The 14,451-nt window shown below is 70.6% G+C and carries 15 protein-coding genes; 8 read left to right on the top strand and 7 right to left on the bottom strand.

Features of this window, described 5'->3' with window-relative positions; all coding sequences use genetic code 11:
• The first annotated feature begins 183 nt into the window (after window positions 1–183).
• From EDD29_RS10075 to EDD29_RS10060, 4 genes are all read left to right on the top strand, one after another.
• Window positions 184–996 (top strand): helix-turn-helix domain-containing protein, encoded by an 813-nt coding sequence (locus tag EDD29_RS10075; RefSeq protein WP_148085917.1) that lies wholly within the window; start codon window positions 184–186, stop codon window positions 994–996.
• Entirely contained in the window at window positions 993–1,163 is a 171-nt protein-coding gene (locus EDD29_RS10070; protein ID WP_123664135.1) for a DUF397 domain-containing protein, read from the top strand. The genes EDD29_RS10075 and EDD29_RS10070 overlap by 4 nt, the downstream gene beginning before the upstream one ends.
• Window positions 1,164–1,274: 111 nt before the next feature.
• Window positions 1,275–1,484 carry a hypothetical protein gene (locus tag EDD29_RS10065; protein WP_123664134.1) on the top strand — a complete coding sequence of 70 codons (210 nt, stop codon included), beginning with the start codon at window positions 1,275–1,277 and terminating at the stop codon, window positions 1,482–1,484.
• 61 nt (window positions 1,485–1,545) lie between these two features.
• The gene (locus EDD29_RS10060) at window positions 1,546–1,995 is read left to right on the top strand and encodes a hypothetical protein (protein WP_123664133.1); all 450 of its coding nucleotides are present in this window, start codon (window positions 1,546–1,548) and stop codon (window positions 1,993–1,995) included.
• A gap of 115 nt (window positions 1,996–2,110) precedes the next feature.
• Here EDD29_RS10060 and EDD29_RS10055 read toward each other — a convergent pair whose 3' ends face one another.
• The gene (locus tag EDD29_RS10055; RefSeq protein WP_123664132.1) at window positions 2,111–3,199 is read right to left on the bottom strand and encodes an FAD-dependent monooxygenase; all 1,089 of its coding nucleotides are present in this window, start codon (window positions 3,197–3,199) and stop codon (window positions 2,111–2,113) included.
• Between the two features lie 103 nt (window positions 3,200–3,302).
• On the opposite strand from EDD29_RS10055, the gene EDD29_RS10050 reads away from it, so the two are divergent.
• Window positions 3,303–4,199, top strand: a complete 897-nt coding sequence (locus EDD29_RS10050) for a GntR family transcriptional regulator (RefSeq protein ID WP_123664131.1) — start codon at window positions 3,303–3,305, stop codon at window positions 4,197–4,199.
• Between the two features lie 63 nt (window positions 4,200–4,262).
• On the opposite strand, the gene EDD29_RS10045 is transcribed toward EDD29_RS10050, so the two are convergent.
• From EDD29_RS10045 to gltX, 3 genes are all read right to left on the bottom strand, one after another.
• Window positions 4,263–5,000 carry a metallophosphoesterase gene (locus EDD29_RS10045; protein WP_170201341.1) on the bottom strand — a complete coding sequence of 246 codons (738 nt, stop codon included), beginning with the start codon at window positions 4,998–5,000 and terminating at the stop codon, window positions 4,263–4,265.
• A gap of 144 nt (window positions 5,001–5,144) precedes the next feature.
• Entirely contained in the window at window positions 5,145–6,245 is a 1,101-nt protein-coding gene (gene galT, locus EDD29_RS10040; protein WP_123664129.1) for a galactose-1-phosphate uridylyltransferase, read from the bottom strand.
• A gap of 50 nt (window positions 6,246–6,295) precedes the next feature.
• A complete protein-coding gene (gene gltX / locus EDD29_RS10035) occupies window positions 6,296–7,684 on the bottom strand; it encodes a glutamate--tRNA ligase (RefSeq protein ID WP_123670387.1) in 1,389 nt (462 codons plus the stop codon).
• 105 nt (window positions 7,685–7,789) lie between these two features.
• Here gltX and EDD29_RS10030 point away from each other — a divergent pair, with 105 nt between their 5' ends.
• From EDD29_RS10030 to EDD29_RS10020, 3 genes are read left to right on the top strand one after another with little or no spacing between them, the layout of a single operon-like run.
• The gene (locus EDD29_RS10030) at window positions 7,790–9,865 is read left to right on the top strand and encodes a DUF6421 family protein (protein ID WP_123664128.1); all 2,076 of its coding nucleotides are present in this window, start codon (window positions 7,790–7,792) and stop codon (window positions 9,863–9,865) included.
• Window positions 9,862–10,911: a threonine aldolase family protein gene (locus EDD29_RS10025; RefSeq protein ID WP_123664127.1), complete on the top strand. Its 1,050-nt coding sequence runs from the start codon at window positions 9,862–9,864 to the stop codon at window positions 10,909–10,911. The genes EDD29_RS10030 and EDD29_RS10025 overlap by 4 nt, the downstream gene beginning before the upstream one ends.
• A gap of 5 nt (window positions 10,912–10,916) precedes the next feature.
• The gene (locus EDD29_RS10020) at window positions 10,917–11,768 is read left to right on the top strand and encodes a 1-aminocyclopropane-1-carboxylate deaminase/D-cysteine desulfhydrase (protein ID WP_246052664.1); all 852 of its coding nucleotides are present in this window, start codon (window positions 10,917–10,919) and stop codon (window positions 11,766–11,768) included.
• Window positions 11,769–11,789: 21 nt separating this feature from the next.
• On the opposite strand, the gene EDD29_RS10015 is transcribed toward EDD29_RS10020, so the two are convergent.
• The 3 genes from EDD29_RS10015 to EDD29_RS10005 all read right to left on the bottom strand — a co-directional run bounded on the left by EDD29_RS10015 (window position 11,790) and on the right by EDD29_RS10005 (window position 14,293).
• Window positions 11,790–12,182: a hypothetical protein gene (locus EDD29_RS10015; RefSeq protein ID WP_123664126.1), complete on the bottom strand. Its 393-nt coding sequence runs from the start codon at window positions 12,180–12,182 to the stop codon at window positions 11,790–11,792.
• Window positions 12,183–12,367: 185 nt separating this feature from the next.
• On the bottom strand, window positions 12,368–13,129 hold the full coding sequence (locus tag EDD29_RS10010; protein ID WP_123664125.1) for an SDR family NAD(P)-dependent oxidoreductase: 762 nt from the start codon (window positions 13,127–13,129) through the stop codon (window positions 12,368–12,370).
• 348 nt (window positions 13,130–13,477) lie between these two features.
• A complete protein-coding gene (locus EDD29_RS10005) occupies window positions 13,478–14,293 on the bottom strand; it encodes an ABC transporter ATP-binding protein (RefSeq protein ID WP_123664124.1) in 816 nt (271 codons plus the stop codon).
• Window positions 14,294–14,451: the final 158 nt, after the last annotated feature.

Raw genomic sequence — 14,451 nt, 5'->3', positions numbered from 1 at the left:
CCTGAGCCAGAGGCCGAGAGCGCCCAGGAACACGGCGACGATCAGCCCCCAGAGGACCAATCCGACGATCAGCATGGCCACCGCCCTGTTTCTCGGGTTCCTGAGACGAATGGTGCTGGTCTCGGCGATGCTTGTCTCGGTTCCGTGATGGATCAGAAACCGTCCGTAACTTGAGAGGTGTTCATGTACGGCAAGGAACGGCCCGACCCGTCGAGCTCTGTAGCCGCACTGGTCGCTAACAGGGTGTGGTTTCACCGCACACAGAAAGGCATGACGGGCAGCCAGTTGGGCGACCTCATCGGGGTCGGAAAGGCCGCGGTTTCAAAGATCGAGCACGGCAACAGCCCGCTCGCTGATGACCAGGCCGAAGCCCTGGACCGCGAGTGGGCGACCGGCGGCCTTTTCAAGGGCCTAGTGCATCTCGCCCGAATCACCCAGTCGAGCGGATGGTTCGCCGAACACCTCGAGCAGGAACGGCGCGCACTGGTCATCAAGCAGTTCCACCCGACCCTCGTTCCCGGACTCCTACAGACGCCCGAGTACGCCCGGAGCGTTCTGGAGTTGGGAGAAGCCCAACACGTCGAGCGTCGCCTGAACGAACGCCTTGAGCGGCAGGCCGCCTTGAATCGGGCCAACCCGCCTACCATCCGGGTCATCCTCGACCAAGGGGTTCTGGACCGGACCACTCCCGACCCCGCGATTCGACTCGGCCAGCTTCGGCATCTCGCCGAACTGACCGAGTTCCGGCACATCATCTTGCGAGTGGTCCCAAGAGACGAAGGCATATATCCCGGAATCGACGGTCCGCTGAGATTGCTGACCCTCCCCACCGGCGACGTCGGATACGTCGAGACCCCAGCCGGGGGCCGCTTGGTGACAGACCCCGGCGAAGTACGATCGCTACTCGGACGCTTCGACCGTATTGGCGACCACGCCCTCACCACCGGAGCGTCGCGGACGCTCTTGTCCGAGCTGATCAAGGAGGCGGAAAAGTGACCGTATGGCGCAAGTCGTCCTATAGCGGGATCAATGAGGAGTGCGTGGAGCTCGCCGATCTCGGTCTCGCCAGGGGCGTCCGGGACTCGAAGAACCCGGGTGTCGGCCACCAGACGCTGCGCGCCAACGCGTTCCAGGCTCTGCTCGAAGGCATCAAGAGCGCCTGACGTCTGATGTGCCCCGACTCCAGGGATGGAGCCGGGGCGTTTGCGTTTTCCGGGGCGGACGGGACGGAACAGTGCTTTGCTGTTCCCCCGACCCGACCGAGGAGCACCCCGATGGAACAGCCCCCGCCGCCCGGAGCCATCGCCTTCCCCAAGGCCCGGGACAGCGGCTTCCAGGGCGCCCCCGTCGCCGCGACCGGCACCTGCTGGTGGCCGCCGCAGCAGTACTCCCTCCCGGCCGAGAACCCGACGCTCCGCCACCTCTTCGACACCCCCGTCGCCCCCAAGGGCAAGCGGCACCGTCCGGAGCCGCATTCCCGCTGACCCTCCCCGACCGCGATCTTGAACCGCTAGGGTTTCGGATGGTCTCAAAAAGGAGGAAACCGTGAAGTTCGGGACTAGTGTCACGGCCATCGCCGGAACCGTCCTCGCCGCCTCGGCGCTCTCGCTGTCGATCCCCGGCTCGGCCAGTGCGGGCGGCTACGGCTGCTCGGGCAGCCTGCGCAAGACCTACGCGGTCAAGTCCAAGTGGAACACCATCAGCCACGTCAAGGTGTACTACAACTCCTCGTCGGGCTGGAACTGCGCCGTCAACGTCAAGACGAAGTACTACTCGCAGTTCAAGCACAAGGCCTCGATCTGGCTCTACAACCAGACCCTCGCCGAGGACAACGTGCACGAGGGCGTCAACACCGACTCCGACAGCGGCAAGTTCAAGTACTACGCCGGCCCCGTCAAGGTGAAGGGCCGCAACATGTGCATCAGCTTCGTCGCCGACACCTGGTACTACGACGAGCACGCCCACCTCTACAAGGCGGGCATCCTCTGCGGCTGACCCCGCTCCCCGAGCGTCCCGTGGGGTTCGGGTCCGACCCGGCCGCGCCCCGCACGGCCACCGCTTCCCCCGGCTCCCGCGTGTTCGGGGCCGGGTTCTCCGCTTTCGGGCAGGGCTACAGCGCGATGGCGTTCTTGGCCTTGTCGACCGATTCCTCCGGGGCCGGGCCGCCCGGGTTCTCCAGCGCGAGGGCCTGGTTCGCCTCGACGAAGGGGCGCATGCGCGTCTCGTAGCGGGAGAAGGCCGTCGTGTGGTCGGCCCGGTTCAGCTCCTCGGCGAGGACGTAAGCGCCGACGAGGGCGAGGCTCGTGCCCTGGCCGGACATCGGGGACGGGCAGTAGGCGGCGTCGCCCAGGAGCGCGACCCGGCCTGAGGTCCAGCGGTCCATGCGGACCTGGGCGACGGCGTCGAAGTAGAAGTCGGGCGCGTCGCGCATCGCCTCGAGGAGGCGCGGGGTCTCCCAGCGGGCGTCCTTGAAGCGCTCGGCGACGAGGCGCTTCTGGCCCTCGACGTCGCGGTGGTCGTAGGCGAACGGGGCGGCCTCGAAGCCGAGGAACACCGTGAGCCTCGCGTTGTCGCGGGTGGTGAACAGGCCGTAGCCCGTGTCGCCGTCGCGCAGCCAGGTCTGCCAGTCCTCCAGGCCGAGGAAGTTGTCCACCGAGTAGATGCCGATGTACTGGCCGAGCAGGTGGACGAACTCGTCCTCCGGGCCGAAGGCGAGCGCGCGCACGCGGGAGTGCAGGCCGTCCGCGCCGATGACGAGGTCGAACTCGCGGGGCGCGGCCCGCTCGAACTCGACCCGGACGCCGTCGGCGTGCTCGTCCAGCGCGGTGACGGCGTCGCCGAAGAGGTACTCGGCGGGGGCGCGGTCGAACAGGATCCGGGCGAGGTCGGCGCGCAGGAGCTCCACGTCGTCGTTGCCGATCCGGCCGCCGCTGTAGGTCGACTCGGTGTCCCGGAAGACCTCGACGCCGTCGCCGTCGAGCATCGACATGCCGCGGTAGGCGGTCCGCGCCTCCCGGATCTGCGCGTCGATCCCCATGCGGGCGGCGACCTCGACCGCCGCGCCCCGCACGTCGACCGCGTGGCCACCGGGGCGGAGTGCGGGCGCGCGCTCGACCACGGTGACCTCGTGGCCGTTCCGGCCGAGCCAGAACGCGAGCGCGGAACCTGCGGCGCCGGCACCGGAGATGAGGACCTTCATGGCGTTCTCCCTTTCGTCGTGTACAGCTGAATGTACGCCGTACATACAGTGTGGAGAAGGGGCTTCTGCTAATTTCTGTACTAGTACAGAAGGGGTGGATCCGATGACGTCGTACCAGCAGATCGCCGAAGACCTCAGACAGCGCATCACGAGCGGCGAACTCGCGCCGGGCGACCGCGTCCCCTCGACCAGGCAGCTCGCCATCCGGTGGGGCGTCGCGCCCGCCACCGCCGCGAAGGCGCTCGCCGCGCTGACCCACGAGGAACTGGTCGAGCCCAGGCCGCGCAGCGGCACCGTCGTCGCCGAACGCGGCAGGCCCCGCCGTCCGGCCGGCGACCGCGACCTGACCCGCGCCCACGTCATCGCCGCCGCCATGGAGATCGCCGACACCGAGGGCATCGCCGCCCTCTCCATGCGCGGCGTCGCCGCCCGCCTCGGCGTCTCGACCATGTCGCCCTACCGCCACGTCGGCAGCAAGGACGAGATGGTCCTCCTCATGGCCGACACCGCCTACGGCGAACCCGTCTGGCCCGCCACCCCGCCGCAGGGCTGGCGCGCCCGCTGCGAACTCGCCGCCCACCTCCTCTGGCAGGCCCACCGCGCCCACCCCTGGCTCGCCCACATCACCCCCCTGGGCCGCCCCCTCTTCCTCCCCAACCTCATGACCTATGGCGAATGGGTCCTCACCTCCCTCGACGGCCTGGGCCTGGACCCCACCACCATGCTCAACCTCCAGGTCCTCCTCTACAGCCACGTCCAGGGTCTCGCCGCCAACCTCGAACGCGAAGCCCACGCCCAATCCACCACCGGCCGCTCCGACGAGGAATGGACCGAGCACAACATGGCCGGCACCGACCTCACCCACCTCCCCACCTTCACCAAGGTCATCGCCTCCCTCCCCCCCACCGGCTACGACCTGGACCTGGACGCCTTCTTCCCCTACACCCTCAAAATCCTCCTGGACGGCATGGAAGCCCTCATCACCCAGAAGAGGCCCTGACCCGGACGCCGCGGACGTGCCGTACGGGATCCTCGGGGAGAAGGGCCGCTGATCCCGGGGGCTTCAGGTTCCGTCGGCCCAGTGCATCGTGCGGACGTCGAGGACGGCCCAGTTGCCGGTGCGGGCGCCGTCGGATTCGAGGCCGGTGACCTCGACGGGGCCGTGGGCCATGGGGACCGTGCGGCGGTAGGCACGGTGCAGGTGGCCGTGCATCAGGTGGGACGGGCGGACCTCGTCGACCACGTCCTGGAGCAGGGCCCGGTGGGCGACGCCGTCGGCCAGGTCGCGCCCGGACAGCCACGGCGGCAGCGGCCGGAACACGTGCTCGACGGAGGCCGGGCAGTCGTGGGTGACCATCACCTCCGCGGGGCCCGCCGCGCCGATCTCGGCGGCCTCGGCACGCGTGATCTCCTCGTCCGCCCACCAGTTCCGCCCCTGGACCCGGAACGAACGGTCGAGCGAGACCGCCCCGCCGAGCGCCAGCCACGTGCGCCCGTGCCACGTCCAGCGGTGCCCCCGCCGAAGATGCCAGATCCGCTCCCGCACGGCCCCCTTCCCCTCGAACCGCGGCGCCGCGTGCAGCGCCGAGAAGTCCTCATGGTTCCCATCGACGAACCCCAGCACCCCGTCGACCTCGGCGAGCGCCCGATCGACCTTCCGCAGGAACTTCTCCCCACCGGGCCACACCCCGAAATCACCGCAATGCAGAACAAGCCGCGGACTCTCCTCCGGCAGCAACTCGGGCAGCGCCCGAATCACCCGATGCGCCCACGAACTGTTCCCATGCCAGTCCCCCGCCACCAGGATCCTCCCGGGAACCCCCACAACACCACAGCCCTTCCACACCACATGCGGCCCCCTCGCCGGGTCCCGCCATGCCCATGATCGGGCCGATCCCCCTCCCCGTCACCCGGTTTCGCGCCAGGCCGAAGCCGGGCCGCGCGGCTAGCTGAGGCCGGGGATCTGCTTTTGGCCCGGGGCGCCTGGGGAAGTGGCGCGGGTGAGGGATTCGCGGAGCATGGAGGCGGCCTGCTCGGGGCGGATGTCGTTGATGAAGGCGCCCATGGCGGATTCGGAGCCGGCCAGGTACTTCAGTTTGGACTGGGCTCTGCGGATGGTGAAGAGCTGGAGGTGGAGGTGGTAGGTGTCGCGGGCGTGGTGGACGGGGGCCTGGTTCCAGGCGGCGATGTAGGGCATGAGGGGGACGTCGAAGAGGGCGTCGAAGGCTTTGAGGACGGGGAGGTAGACCGGGCCGAAGGCGTCGCGTTCGGCGTCGGAGAGCGCCGCGAGGTCGGGGACGCGGCGGTTGGGGTAGACGTGCACCTCGAAGGGCCAGCGGGCGGCGTAGGGGACGAAGGCCGTCCAGTGCTCGTTCGAGGTGAGGACGCGGCCGCCCGCGCGTTCGCGGTCGAGGAGCCGGACGAAGATGTCGGGGTCGCGGTCCAGGGCCGCGAGGTGCTGGGCCGTGTACGGGGTGACGTACGGGTAGCCGTAGATCTGGCCGTGGGGGTGGGCCAGGGTGACGCCGATCTCCTCCCCGCGGTTCTCGAACGGGAACACCTGCTCGACGCCCGGGGTGTCCGACAGCGCGGTGGTCCGGTCGGCCCAGGCGTCCATGACGAGCCGGACGTCGGCGGGCGAGAGGTCGGCGAAGGAGCCGTTGTGGTCGGCGGTGAAGCACATCACCTCGCAGCGGCCCTGGCCGGGGCGCAGGCCCGGACCCGTCGAGGAGCCCTCGATCCGCTCGGAGAACGACGGGAACCGGTTCTCGAACGCGACGACCCGGTACGGGCCGGGGATCTCGGTGGAGAACCCCGGCCGCGACGGGTCGAGCGGGCATTCCGAGGCCGGCGGCTGGAACGTGCGGGCCTGGCGGTGCGCGGCGATCGCCACCCACTCGCCCCGCAGTTCGTCGAGGCGCAGCTCGGACGCCTGGGGCGGCTCCGGGAGCGCCCGCTTGTCGCGGACCTCCCGGGGCGGGTCGCCTTCCAGGTCGAAGTAGATGAGCTCGCGGCCGTCGGCCAGCGTGATCGGGGTGCGCCTCATGGACGGAGATCTTTCCCCGATCCGCCCAACTCAGCCCCAATCCCGCGCGATCAGGAGGCCAAACGGGCGCGTGCCGCGGCGATCCTGGCGAGGGTGCGCTCCCGGCCGAGGACCTCCAGCGACTCGAACAGCGGCAGGCCGACGGTCCGGCCGGTGACGGCGACGCGGACGGGCGCCTGGGCCTTGCCGAGCTTGAGCCCGAACTCCGTGCCGACCGCCTCGAGCCGGTTCTTCAGCTCCTCGGCCGTCCACGGGGCCTCGCGGTAGGACTCCTCGGTCGCGGCGAGCAGCTCGGCGGCGGGCTCCTTCATCGCCTTGGTCCAGGACTGCTCGTCGAAGACGGGCTCGTCCAGGAACGCGAAGTCGACGAGGTTGTGGATCTCCGAGAGCACCGCGGCACGGGTCTGCGCCAGCTCGGCGAGCTGCGCCCAGACCTTGCGGTCCCAGGACGGGTCCAGGAACGCCTCGCCCTCGGCGATGAACTTCTCCAGGGGCAGCGCCCGGATGTACTCGCCGTTGATCGCGCGCAGCTTCTTGACGTCGAAGAACGCCGGGGAGCTGTTGATGTCGGCGATCGCGAACTCGGCGACCATGTCCGACCAGGGCAGGATCTCGCGGTCGCCGGACGGGGCCCAGCCGAGCAGCATCAGGTAGTTGACCATGGCGTCGGCAAGGTAGCCCTCGGCCTTGTAGTCCTCCAGGGCGACCTTGTCGCGCCGCTTGGAGAGCTTCTGCCGCTTCTCGTTGACGATCACCGGGACGTGCGCCCAGATCGGCGGGGTCTTGCCCAGGGCGTCCCACAGGAGCTGCTGCTTGGGCGTGTTCGACAGGTGCTCGTCGCCGCGCAGGACGTGCGTGATGCCCATCTCGATGTCGTCGACGACGTTGGCGAGGATGAACAGCGGGGACCCGTCGCTGCGGGCGACCGCGAAGTCCTCCATCGCGGCGTTCGGGAACTCGACGAGGCCGCGGACCTGGTCGTCGACGGCGGTGGCGCCCTCGTCGGGGGTGCGGAAGCGGACGAGGCCCTCGGGGCGGGCGAGGTCGCGGCAGTGGCCGTCGTAGCCGCGGTTGGAGTCGCCGGTGCGGGCGATGACCTCTTCGCGGGTGCAGGTGCAGTGGTAGGCGTGGCCGGCCTCCAGTAGCCCGGCGACGGCGGCGCGGTGCTGGGCCTCCTGCGCGGACTGCATGAGGGGGCCCTCGAAGTGCGGCGAGTCGCTGTTCACGCCGATCCACGCGAGGGCGCTGATGATCCCCTCGGTCCACTCCGGACGGTTGCGGTTGGCGTCGGTGTCCTCGATCCGCAGGACGAAGGTCCCCCCGGTCTGCTGGGCGATCGCCCAGTTGAACAGCGCGGAGCGGGCGCCGCCCACGTGGAACATGCCGGTGGGCGAGGGCGCGAAGCGCACGCGCACCTTCGAAGAGACGGGAGAAGACATGGTCAAAGCCTAGCGGCGACCGAAGGTGACAGAAGATTTTCCTTTCCAGTACGGTATATCCCGTAAGATCTGTTGTATTGATGAGAGTTTCCGGGAGGTTCGCCCATGCGTGGCTTCGCACAGGTACTGTTCGACGAGGCCCACCGGGAGGCGTGGAGCATCCGGCCCGACGCCGTCAAGGCGATGAACCCCGGACACCCCGCCGACGCCGGGTACACGCGGGCGGCCGACCTCCTGCGCGCCGCGGGCCACGGGATCGCCCCGCACACCGAGGGCCCCCTCACCGCCGGCGCCCTGGCCGGCCACGACGTCCTGGTCATCGCCCATCCGGCCGAGGACCGCTGGGAGCGCACCACGGGCCTCGGCTCCCCGCTCTTCTCCCCCGAGGAGATCGACGCGATCGAGGGATTCGTCCGCGGAGGCGGCGGTCTCGTCGTCCTCGCCGAGTGCGAACAGGACAAGTACGGCACGAACCTCGACGACGTTCTGGCGCGCTTCGGCGTCGGCGTCTCCTCGACGACCGCGCAGGACCCGCGGCGGTCCTACCGGGAGGTGGCGCACTGGGTGCTCGCCGAGCGCGGCGGGCCCGTCGGGGCCGACGACATCCTGGCCGGGGTGGGCGCGGCCTGCTTCTACCGGGCGGGCGCCCTCACCGCGCCGGTCGGCGCCGAGGTGCTGCTGCGCACCTCCCCGACGGCCGACCCGGCGGGCGCGCCCCTGGCCGTCGCGGTCCGCGCCGACGCCGGGCGTGTCGCGGTGTTCGCCGACTCCGACCTCTTCGGCGACGACTCCATCGACGACCTGGACCACGCGGCCCTGTGGCGCGGGATCGTCACCTGGGCGGCGGGCGAGCCCGCCGCGGACGCCGCGGCCGTCGCCTCCGAGGCCGCCGCGCACCCCGCGTGGGCCGAGTTGAAGGCCGCCGTGGAGGAACTGCGCCCGTTCCAGCTCAAGGACGGGTCGGTCCCGGCCGCCTCCGCGCCCGACGCGCGCAAGGCGCTCGCCCTGATCACCGCCTCCGTCGAGGCCCTCGCCCCGCTGTTCCCGCACGACGCGGCCTACCTCGACGCCTGTGTCGGGGACCTGCGTCGCTGGGACGCCGAGGGCCTGGGCGTCCCGGACTTCCTCGACTCCCTGCTCGCCTTCCAGCCGCAGCTGCGCCGCGAGGACGGCCTGGAGCACCTCGTCGTCTTCCCGATGTACACCCAGAACGGCAACCTCGACCGGAACTTCGAGGCCGTCCTGTGCCGCGTCGTATGGCCCGATTGGCTGGCCGAGCTGGAACGGTCCCGGTACGACAACCCGATGTTCGTGCCCGTCGCGTTCACCGACTTCACCGCCGGCTACGACACCAACTCCGCGGTGCTGTTCCCCGAGACCGTCGCCGTCCGGGAGACGCCGCCCAAGTTCACCTGGGGCGGGATCTTCTGCGACCGCGAGGCGGCCAGGTTCCGGCGCGTCTCGCGGGCCGCCGCCGACACGCTGCGGCTGCCGCTCCCGCCGGACGCCGCCCGCCTCCTGGCCTCGCAGGAACTCGCCCAGGACACGTTCGTGCTGTGGGATCTCATCCACGACCGCACGCACAGCCACGGCGACCTGCCGTTCGACCCGTTCATGATCAAGCAGCGCATGCCGTACTGGCTGTACGCCCTGGAGGAGCTGCGCTGCGACCTCAACACGTTCCGCGAGGCGACCCGGCTGGACCTGCCGCACGCGCCGCTCGTGCAGTACGCGATCCTCTTCGACCGGCTGTTCCGCTTCCCGATCACCGGGGCCAGGGTCCGCAACTACGACGGGCTCGGCGGCCAGCTCCTGTTCGCCTACCTGCACAAGCACGGCGTACTGCACTGGACCGACAACCGGCTCACCCTCGACTGGGAGCGGCTGCCCGAGACCGTCAACGCGCTGTGCGCCGAGGTCGAGGGCCTGTACAAGGACGGCATCGACCGGCCGAAGCTCGCGCACTGGCTCGCGGCCTATGATCTCGTGTCGAACTATGTCGAACCGCACCCCGGTTCCGCCTGGGCCCAGGGCGTGGCGGCCCTGCCCGTCGCGGAGCCGCCGAAGGCCTGGGTCGACGCGGTCCTGCCCGACGAGTTCCCGCTGAGCATGTTCTACGAGGCCCTGGCCAAGCGCCTGGGCGACGTCATCGACTCCACGAAAGGCATCCGCGCCGCATGAGCACCCTTCATGACCCGTCTTCACGCGGCTTCGCGAGCGACAACTACGCCGGGATCCACCCGGAGGTGCTGGCGGCGATCGTCGCGGCGAACGACGGGCACCAGATCGCCTACGGCGACGACGTCTACACCGCGCGGCTCCAGGAGGTCGTCCGCGGGCACTTCGGGGAGTCCGCCGAGGCGTTCCCGGTGTTCAACGGGACCGGGGCGAACGTCGTCGCGCTGTCCGCCGCCACCCGGCGCTGGTCCGCGGTGATCGCGGCGGAGACCGCGCACATCAACGTGGACGAGGGGGGCGCGCCCGAGAAGGTCGCCGGGATCAAGATCTGGACGATCCCGACGCCCGACGGGAAGCTGACGCCGGCGCTGCTGGAGCGTCAGGCGTGGGGCTGGGGCGACGAGCACCGGGCGCAGCCGCACGTCGTGTCGATCACCCAGACGACGGAGCTGGGCACCCGGTACACGCCCGAGGAGATCGCCGAGATCACCTCTTACGCGCACGAGCGGAACATGCTCGTCCATCTCGACGGAGCCCGGATCTCCAACGCGGCGGCGACGCTCGACCTGCCGATCCACGCGTTCACCACCGACGCCGGGGTGGACCTCGTATCGCTCGGCGGGACGAAGAACGGGGCGATGCTGGGCGAGGCGGTCGTCACGCTGAACCCCGAGGTGACGCCTTCGCTGAAGTACCTGCGCAAGTCGGCGATGCAGCTCGCGTCGAAGATGCGGTTCGTCTCGGCGCAGCTCGTCGCGCTGTACGAGGGCGACCTGTGGCTGCGCAACGCCCGGCACGCGAACGCGATGGCCCGGCGGCTCGCCGACGCCGTCACGGGGTTGCCCGGGATGGAGATCTCCCGGCCGGTGCAGGCGAACGCGGTGTTCGCGGTGCTGCCGCGCGACGTCACCGAACGGCTCCAGAAGCGGTTCCGCTTCTACACCTGGGACGAGCAGACCGGCGAGGTCCGCTGGATGGCGTCGTTCGACACCACCGAGTCCGACATCGACACGTTCGCCGCGGCCGTCGCCGCGGAGCTGGGCGCCTGATCCGCGTGCTGCCGGACGTGCCGCCGACCCCGCTCGTCGCCGTCGACGACGCGCGGCTCGGCGGCGTCCGGCTGCTGCTGAAACGGGACGACCTCATCGACCCGGAGATCCCCGGCAACAAGTGGCGCAAGCTCAGGTACAACCTCGCGGAAGCCGCCGCGCAGGGGCACGACACGCTGCTCACGTTCGGCGGCGCCTACTCCAACCACATCCGCGCGACGGCCGCGGCGGGGCGCCGGTTCGGCTTCGCGACGGTCGGGATCATCCGGGGCGAAGAGCACGTTCCGCTCAACCCGGTGCTGGAGTTCGCGACCGCGCAAGGGATGGAGCTCCGGTACGTCTCGCGTACGGCCTACCGAGACAAGCCGGTGCCTCCGGGCCGCTACTACGTGCTGCCCGAGGGCGGCTCCAACGGGCTCGCGGTCCGCGGCTGCGCCGAACTCGCCGCCGAGATCACCGAGCCCTACGACGTACTGTGCTGCCCGGTGGGCACGGGCGGCACCCTCGCGGGGCTGTCCCTGGGCCTCCGCCCGGGATCGTGCGCCCTGGGTTTCGCCGTGCTCAAAGGCGGCGGGTTCCTCGCCGACGAGGTCCGCCGCCTCCACCACGCGCACGGCCTGGCGAACGGTTCCCCGGCCGTCCGCCCCGGCCCCTGGTCGCTCCGCACCGACTTCCACCACGGCGGCTACGCCCGCGCCACCCCCGAACTCACCGCCTTCGTGGCCGATTTCGAAGAACGCCACGGCGTCCCCCTCGACCCGGTCTACACCGGCAAGATGATCCACGGCGTCTACACGATGGCCGCCTCCGGCGAGTTCTCCCCCGGCACGACCGTCGTCGCCGTCATCACCGGCTGACGGGCCCCGGCACGGCCCAAGTCAGCGGATGTAGAGGTCGCTGATGTAGAAGCCCGCGTCGTCCTGGCCCTGCCAGGTCGCGTTGCGGTCCCGCACCAGCTTGCCGTTCACGTAGACCCGGACCCGGTGCTTGTTGAGCGCCGTGGTGCTGACCCAGACCGACCTGTCCTTGCGGACCTTGATCGTCTGCGTGTACTTCGCCGTCTTGGTGGTGCCGTCCTTGCCCGACTGCGTGCAGTTCGTCTTCGATTTGCACTTGGCGATGTGGTGCTCCAGATAGATCGCCTTGCCACTGGCGCTGGTCACCACGAGCTTGACCGAGTCGTACGAAACCGCCTGCGCGGGCTGCCCCAGGACGGCGACGAGCGCCAGCGCGCCCCCGGCCGCCGCGGCCCCGGCGAATGTCATCTTCATACCCCGGAGCCTCGCTCCCCGCCGATCCCCCCGCCCAGGGACCGGTGTCCCCCGGCCGTTGTGCCCCCGCACGCCGAACCCGCCGCCCGCCCGAACCGTCTCAGGCGGATCCGGCGAGCCGCACGGGCGCCATGAAGGCATCGCGCGCCCCGTTCCCGTCGGCCGGCGGGAACGGGGCGGCGAGGTCAGAAGGTGCCGCCGTCTACGACGATGCGCTGGTCGGTGAGGTAGGAGGCGGCGGGGGAGACGAGGAATCGGACGGCGTCGGCGACCTCTTCGGGGGAGCAGACGTGGCCGAAGGGGGAGGCGGCGTCGAGGGCGCGGATGTCGTCGGCGCCGGTGGTGGCGCGGGCGAGGCGGCGGCCCATGTCGGTGTCGGTGAGGCCGGGGGCGACGACGTTGACGTGGACGCCGTGGCGGCGCTCCTCCTTGGCCAGGACGTGGGCGAGGGCCTCCATCGCGGCCTTGGCCATCGCGTACGGGGCGGAGCCCGCGGGGGTCGTCTCGGCGACGATGCTGGAGATGAAGACCGCGTCGCCGCGCTGCTGGGCGCGCAGGTGGGGCACCGCGGCCCGGGCGACGTGGTGGGCGCCGAGCGCGTGCACGCCGAGGACCCGCGCCAGTTCGGCCGGGTCGGTGTCGGCGACGGCCTTGCCGCGGCTGGCGATCCCGGCGCTGTGCACGAGGATGCCGAGCCCGCCGAAGTCCGCGGCGACCCGGGCGACGAGGTCGGCGGCCTCGCCGGGGTCGGCGATGGAGGCCCGGTAGGCGTCCGCGCGCACGCCGAGGGCGCGCAGTGCCGCGACGGTCTCCTCGGCCGACTCGGCGTCCTTGGTGTAGTTCACCGCGACGTCCGCGCCGTCGGCGCCGAGCGCGAGCGAGATGGCCCGCCCGATCCCGCGGCCGCCGCCGGTCACCAGCGCCGTACGTCCGCTGAGCTGCTTCATCTCACGCCTCCCCACACCCGGGGCAAGGAAACCGAATCCAATTCGGCACACCGGGGTGCGCAGCATAACCCGACGCTTACCACCCCGGCGAGCCCTCCCCCATGTCACGACATGTCCCAACGATCCACGGCACGCGGACCGGCTCCACGATGGACTCGAAGGCAAGGCTTGCCTTCTTTACCGAAACCATGGTGTCGAACGCCGAACCGTTGGGCATTCTTAAGCCAACGAAGAGACTCACCACCGGATCACCAAGAGCGAATGGAGATCCTCCTGGCAACCGGTGGGAGTCGCCCCGTCCGGGCCTCTCAGCACAGCCCCCTGGTGCTGAGAGGCCCGGTTTTTGCTTTACGCCGGAATCGAGCGGGGTTCCCTGACCCGGCTCAGCGGGATCACCATGGGCGTCCCGGAGGAGGGGTCGGCGATGATCTGGGCGTCCAGGCCGAAGACGTCGCGGACCAGGCCGGCCGTCAGGACCTCGTCGGGGGTGCCCTGGGCGGCGACCCGGCCGTCGCGCATGGCGACGAGGTGGTGGGCGTAGCGCGCGGCGAGGTTGAGGTCGTGCAGGACCATGACGACGGTGTGGCCGTCGCCGTTCAGCTCGCGGACGAGGTCGAGGACGTCGATCTGGTGGGCGAGGTCGAGGAACGTCGTGGGCTCGTCGAGCAGGAGCAGGTCGGTGCCCTGGGCGAGGACCATCGCGATCCAGGCGCGCTGGCGCTGACCGCCGGACAGCTCGTCCACCTGGCGTTCGCGCAGGTCGAGCAGCTCGGTGCGGGACAGCGCCTCGGTGACGGCGGCCTCGTCCTTCTCCGACCACGGCCGGTACCAGCTCTGGTGCGGGTGGCGTCCGCGCGCGGCGAGTTCGGCGACGGTGAGGCCGCCGGGCGCGATCGGGGACTGCGGCAGCACGCCGATGGTCCGGGCGACGTCGCGGGTGGGCAGCCTGTCGATGAGCTCCCCGTCGAGGATGACGCTTCCGGCGCGCGGCTTCAGCAGCCGGCCCAGCGCGCGCAGGGTGGTCGACTTGCCGCACCCGTTAGGGCCGATGACGGCGGTCACCCTGCCGTCGGGGATGTCGAGGTCGAGGTCGTCGACGATGGTGCGGCCGTCGTAGGCGAGCCGCAGTTTCTCGGCGCGCAGCCTGGCCGTCGTGTTCGTCATGCGCGCACCTTCCGGGGTCCGGCTGAGTCGGTCTGAAGGGCGAAGGCCGCTTTCCCCTATAGTTAGGCAAGCCTTCCCTTAGCCGAAGCATAGCCAGAAGGCCAGACTTTCAGCGAGTGCGGGCCTCCCGTGGCCCAGAGGGGCATCCCCGTGTAAAG

Origin of the sequence: Actinocorallia herbida (assembly GCF_003751225.1) — a bacterium.
Classification (GTDB): Bacteria; Actinomycetota; Actinomycetes; order Streptosporangiales; family Streptosporangiaceae; genus Actinocorallia; species Actinocorallia herbida.
The sequence above is the reverse complement of the archived record's forward strand: the minus strand, read 5'-3'. Positions and strand labels throughout refer to the sequence as shown.

Bases quoted from the DNA above. Each gene is read 5' to 3' on its own strand.
- EDD29_RS10075 (WP_148085917.1), top strand. From the start codon at position 184: ATGTACGGCAAGGAACGGCCCGACCCGTCGAGCTCTGTAGCCGCACTG.
- EDD29_RS10065 (WP_123664134.1), top strand. From the start codon at position 1,275: ATGGAACAGCCCCCGCCGCCCGGAGCCATCGCCTTCCCCAAGGCCCGG.
- EDD29_RS10055 (WP_123664132.1), bottom strand. From the start codon at position 3,199: ATGAAGGTCCTCATCTCCGGTGCCGGCGCCGCAGGTTCCGCGCTCGCG.
- EDD29_RS10050 (WP_123664131.1), top strand. From the start codon at position 3,303: ATGACGTCGTACCAGCAGATCGCCGAAGACCTCAGACAGCGCATCACG.
- galT (WP_123664129.1), bottom strand. From the start codon at position 6,245: ATGAGGCGCACCCCGATCACGCTGGCCGACGGCCGCGAGCTCATCTAC.
- gltX (WP_123670387.1), bottom strand. From the start codon at position 7,684: ATGTCTTCTCCCGTCTCTTCGAAGGTGCGCGTGCGCTTCGCGCCCTCG.
- EDD29_RS10030 (WP_123664128.1), top strand. From the start codon at position 7,790: ATGCGTGGCTTCGCACAGGTACTGTTCGACGAGGCCCACCGGGAGGCG.
- EDD29_RS10025 (WP_123664127.1), top strand. From the start codon at position 9,862: ATGAGCACCCTTCATGACCCGTCTTCACGCGGCTTCGCGAGCGACAAC.
- EDD29_RS10015 (WP_123664126.1), bottom strand. From the start codon at position 12,182: ATGAAGATGACATTCGCCGGGGCCGCGGCGGCCGGGGGCGCGCTGGCG.
- EDD29_RS10010 (WP_123664125.1), bottom strand. From the start codon at position 13,129: ATGAAGCAGCTCAGCGGACGTACGGCGCTGGTGACCGGCGGCGGCCGC.
- EDD29_RS10005 (WP_123664124.1), bottom strand. From the start codon at position 14,293: ATGACGAACACGACGGCCAGGCTGCGCGCCGAGAAACTGCGGCTCGCC.